Source organism: Shewanella sp. A22 (assembly GCF_053850585.1).
In genome coordinates this window covers 1-5,267 of record NZ_JBSQBN010000192.1, presented here as the reverse complement: position 1 = coordinate 5,267, position 5,267 = coordinate 1, and the positions used below count along the sequence as shown (strand labels likewise).

The 5,267-nt window shown below is 40.0% G+C and carries 4 protein-coding genes and 1 rRNA gene; 4 read left to right on the top strand and 1 reads right to left on the bottom strand.

Annotated features, from left to right (window positions below; genetic code table 11):
- On the top strand, window positions 1–103 hold a 103-nt coding region (locus ACWXWT_RS19825), incomplete at its 5' end, for an integrase core domain-containing protein (protein WP_456043293.1).
- Between the two features lie 167 nt (window positions 104–270).
- On the top strand, window positions 271–2,844 hold the full coding sequence (gene clpB, locus ACWXWT_RS19820; RefSeq protein ID WP_456043292.1) for an ATP-dependent chaperone ClpB: 2,574 nt from the start codon (window positions 271–273) through the stop codon (window positions 2,842–2,844).
- A gap of 66 nt (window positions 2,845–2,910) precedes the next feature.
- Here the strand turns inward: clpB and ACWXWT_RS19815 are convergent, their stop codons facing one another.
- Window positions 2,911–3,351: a DUF4124 domain-containing protein gene (locus ACWXWT_RS19815; RefSeq protein WP_456043291.1), complete on the bottom strand. Its 441-nt coding sequence runs from the start codon at window positions 3,349–3,351 to the stop codon at window positions 2,911–2,913.
- Between the two features lie 97 nt (window positions 3,352–3,448).
- On the opposite strand from ACWXWT_RS19815, the gene pssA reads away from it, so the two are divergent.
- Together pssA and ACWXWT_RS19805 are read left to right on the top strand one after the other, a co-directional pair.
- Complete coding sequence (pssA, locus tag ACWXWT_RS19810; RefSeq protein ID WP_456043290.1) at window positions 3,449–4,318, top strand: CDP-diacylglycerol--serine O-phosphatidyltransferase; 870 nt, start codon at window positions 3,449–3,451, stop codon at window positions 4,316–4,318.
- Window positions 4,319–5,064: 746 nt separating this feature from the next.
- Window positions 5,065–5,267, top strand: a 16S ribosomal RNA gene (locus tag ACWXWT_RS19805); the annotation flags it as partial.

Genomic DNA, 5,267 nt, shown 5'->3' with positions numbered 1-5,267 from the left:
TTGGATTGAAGAATATAATTATGATCGGCCACATGAATCACTGAACGATCTACCGCCCAAGATGTATGAGCGATTAAATGAGGAAAACTCTCTTAAAATATGATCTATATAAGGGATGGTTACACTTGCGCTCAAAAAAACAACATTTTTTTGATCTAGATTAAGTTTTGAGCTTGAATTTGTATTAATAGCCCCCATCTTTAAGTTAACAAATTATTCATTTCTGAATTAATTTCCCATAACTGTAAGTATCAGATCCTAGGAGGTTATATGAGACTCGATCGTATGACTAATAAGTTCCAAATTGCCATTTCTGATGCCCAATCATTAGCATTAGGGCGCGATCATCAGTTTATTGAACCCATTCATTTAATGATGGCGCTTTTAAATCAAGATTCTGGCTCTATTCACCCTTTGCTGACCCAGGCCGGGATTAGAGTCAGTGCGCTCCGCTCAGCGATTAGCCAAGAGTTAGAGCGTTTACCCCAAGTGGAAGGTACTGGTGGTGATGTTCAGTTAGCGCAAGGGTTAATTCGTTTACTTAACCTATGCGATAAATTGGCACAAAAACGCAAAGATAAATATATCTCGTCGGAACTCTTTGTGCTGGCAGCATTAGAAAATAATGATGCTCTTGCTAAAGCGTTAAAAGATTCAGGCGCCAGTAAAGAATTAATGGAAAAAACCATTGAAGATATGCGAGGCGGCCAAAAAGTGGACGATCCTAATGCAGAAGATCAACGACAAGCATTGAAAAAATTTACTGTCGATTTAACAGAGCGTGCTGAGCAAGGTAAATTAGATCCTGTTATTGGTCGCGATGAAGAGATTCGCCGCACGATTCAAGTATTACAGCGTCGCACTAAAAATAACCCTGTGTTAATTGGTGAGCCAGGTGTGGGTAAAACGGCCATTGTCGAAGGTTTAGCCCAACGTATTGTCAATGGTGAAGTCCCTGAAGGAATTAAAAATAAGCGGGTATTATCATTGGATATGGGCGCGTTAATCGCAGGAGCCAAATATCGCGGTGAATTTGAAGAGCGCTTAAAAGCTGTATTGAATGAACTATCTCAAGAAGAAGGGCAAGTTATCCTCTTTATTGATGAGCTGCATACCATGGTAGGCGCCGGAAAAGGCGAGGGTGCAATGGATGCAGGTAATATGCTTAAACCAGCATTAGCTCGTGGGGATTTGCATTGTGTCGGTGCAACAACATTGGATGAATACCGCCAGTACATCGAAAAAGATGCTGCACTTGAGCGCCGCTTTCAAAAAGTGATTGTTGATGAACCGAGCGTTGAAGATACTATTGCCATTTTGCGTGGTTTGAAAGAGCGTTACGAATTACATCATCATGTTGAAATAACTGATCCAGCTATTGTTGCTGCAGCAACTATGTCGCATCGATATATATCAGATAGAAAATTACCTGACAAAGCCATCGACTTAATTGATGAGGCTGCGTCTAGCATCAGAATGCAAATTGACTCTAAACCAGAAGCACTAGATCGATTAGAACGTCGTTCTATTCAGCTTAAGTTAGAAGAACAAGCGTTAAGTAAGGAGACTGATGAAGCAAGTCGTAAACGTCTTGATTTTTTACAACATGAATTAAGAGACGTTGAGAGTAAAGCATCTGAATTAAATGAAATTTGGCATACTGAAAAAGCAGCCTTAGCGGGCACCCAGCATATTAAAGCTGATCTTGAACAAGCTAGAATGGATTTAGAGGTATCTCGTCGTGCTGGCGATTTAACCAGAATGTCTGAGTTACAATATGGTCGAATACCGGAGCTTGAAAAACAACTTGATTTAGCGTCGCAAGCCGAAATGCAAGACATGACACTATTACGTAATAAAGTCACCGATGTTGAAATTGCGGAAGTACTGTCAAAAGCTACGGGTATCCCAGTGTCCAAAATGCTTGAAGGAGAGCGAGAAAAACTCTTACATATGGAGGACGCATTGCATGAACGTGTAATCGGTCAAAATGAAGCAGTGGATGCCGTATCGAATGCCATTCGTCGAAGCCGTGCTGGGCTTGCCGATCCGCAACGTCCAATTGGCTCATTTCTATTTCTTGGTCCTACTGGTGTTGGTAAAACTGAGTTATGTAAATCATTGGCTAAATTTTTATTTGATACTGAATCTGCGCTTGTGCGTATCGATATGTCTGAGTTTATGGAAAAACATACTGTGTCGCGTTTAGTCGGTGCACCTCCCGGATATGTTGGTTATGAAGAAGGAGGGTATTTAACTGAGGCCGTTCGTCGTAAACCTTATTCTGTGATTTTGCTTGATGAGGTTGAAAAAGCACACCCTGACGTGTTTAATATTTTACTTCAAGTACTTGATGATGGCCGTTTAACTGACGGGCAAGGTCGTACTGTCGATTTTAAAAATACAGTAATAATCATGACATCTAACTTAGGGTCAGACAAGATTCAAGAAAGTTTTGGTCATGCAAGTTATGATGAAATGAAGCAAAGTGTAATGGAAGTTGTGATGCACAATTTCCGGCCTGAATTTTTAAACCGAGTAGACGAATCTGTTGTGTTCCATCCTTTGGATGCTGAAAACATCAAGCATATTGCCAGTATTCAATTCGAATTATTGCGTAAGCGGTTACTTGAAAAAGAGTTTGATATTGAATTATCAGATGATGCATTATCGTTAATTGCTGAAGCTGGATTTGATCCCGTTTATGGAGCAAGGCCTTTAAAGCGGGCATTGCAACAAGAGGTTGAAAACCCATTAGCGCAAAAATTACTCCGCGGGGAATTACTGCCTGGCAAAATGATTAAAGTAGAAGTGAAAAATGGTAAGCTAACTTTCATTCAATAATGCAATTTACCCTTATCCATTGAAGCTATTAAAAAAAGAGGAGGGAGCATTAGCTCCCTTTCTTCATTATTTACTTTGACAAAACAATCTCACTCGTTCGGTATTTTCAATAATTGCTGCTTGCCTCTGTTCTTCTGTCATTGGGACTGTTCTACCCGATGCTTTGTCTTGTTGATTTAATTTGCTATGGGTCTTCAACACGCTAAGGTTGTGTTTAGCACTTTCACAGATTTCTTTGGCTTGCTGCTTGTCGGCTTCATTAATAATTTTTGCCGATCTTTCTAATTCAGTCTCAACAGTAACAGACGTTTTCTTTTGTGGAATGTATGTTCCAATTTTCGGTGGCTCGATATCTTCACTATAAATCTTGTTAGCATCTTTAATAGTAGGAGGTTGTTGACTGTAATGTACTACGCCAGTGTCATCTACCCAAGTATAAATAGTTGTTGCCAATAAAGATGAGCTGAATGCCACAGTGATAAAAAGCATCAAACGTATAATAACCATGTGAATGTCCCAGTGTTAATTGCTGATATGCCGTAATGTTTTAAAATATGCTATCTTCAGTATAAATCCAACATCCAACCGATAATGATTAAAGTGTATGCAAAATTCATCTAATCACCCAGTAAAAAACAAAGGTATTTACCTGTTACCTAACTTGTTTACCACAGCAGGATTATTTTCTGGTTTCTACGCTGTTATATCATCGATGAATGGTCATTTTGAATCAGCGGCAATCGCTATCTTTATAGCAATGATCTGCGATGGTCTTGATGGGCGAGTCGCTAGACTGACTAATACGCAAAGTGATTTTGGTGCAGAATATGACAGTATGGCTGATATGGTATCGTTTGGTATGGCTCCTGCGTTATTAGTGTACAACTGGGCTTTACAAGACTTAGGTAAAATTGGTTGGCTTGCATCATTTATTTATTGTGCTTGTGCTGCATTAAGACTGGCACGTTTTAATACTCAGGTTGGTGTTGCCGATAAACGTTATTTTCAAGGGCTTGCTAGTCCGGCTGCGGCAGCGTTAATTGCAGGAAGTATTTGGAGTGGCAGTAAATATGAAATAGACCCAACAAATATTAGCTATATCGTTGCTTTTATAACAGCAATAACCGGATTATTGATGGTGAGTAATTTTAGATATCATTCTTTCAAAGAGGTTGACTGGCGTGGTAAAGTCAATTTTGTTGTCATGCTGCTTCTAGTTGGCGTATTTGTTGTTATTTCCGTTGAGCCTGCAATCATCCTGTGTCTTGGCTTCTATATATATGCTCTGTCTGGTCCCTTTATTACCATTAAAACCATCAAAAAGCTTAAGGTGGAACATATTCTAGGTGATGAGCTAGCTTCTGAAAATAATACGCAGCAAGTTGACTCTCCAGTCCAACGAAGTAACTCTGTAAATGAAGCATCGAAATCAACATTAGATAATACAGGGCCACAACAAGATAAGTCTGACTAGCACTGGAATTTAAAAGCGTCATGTTATCGACAATACGACTGCTTATTATCCATCCATAACGCTATACAAGTATGGTGTGTTCCTCAAGCGAGTAAAATGTCACCTTTTTCATCGCAAGGTTCAATTTGCTCTATTTTGTACTATAGTTAATCTTTCTGAATTGAACCAACACACCATAAATGTCGGATTTGAGGCGGTTATGTTCTATTTTTGACCGTTTTGATGCGTGTTTGTTGGATAAATGTCCGCTTAGACGTATTTTCTATGGAATCCATAAAAAAGGGGTTGCACAAAATCTTGTGGTGCCTATAATGCGCATCCACTGACACGGCAGACAGCGAAATCGGTCACCGAGTGAGGTTGAATTAAGTGCTTCAAAACACAGAGTTCAACAGCGAAAAGAAAGTTTGAAAAAACACTTGACGCCAACCCGGGAAAGCGTAAAATACGCCTCCCAAGCCAACGACCTAGCGTCTAACGGCGATGCACGAAATACGGCATCAACGCTCTTTAACAATTCAAACAAGAAATCTGTGTGGACATTCACAGGTATTGAGTTATTCGAAATTGTCTTCTGTTCTTCGGAATGTAGGCAATCAAAAATTTAACTCGATGATGAGAATGTTCATAGTAATATGACACTACAGCAATGTAGTGAATAACTCGTTAGCTCTTTGAGCGAAGCGAATTATGACAGTAGAATTCATTGAGCCGAAATATTCCTAAACGAATATTTCAAAAAACTTTAATTGAAGAGTTTGATCATGGCTCAGATTGAACGCTGGCGGCAGGCCTAACACATGCAAGTCGAGCGGTAACAGAAAGTAGCTTGCTACTTTGCTGACGAGCGGCGGACGGGTGAGTAATGCCTAGGGATCTGCCCAGTCGAGGGGGATAACAGTTGGAAACGACTGCTAATACCGCATACGCCCTACGGGGGAAAGGAGGG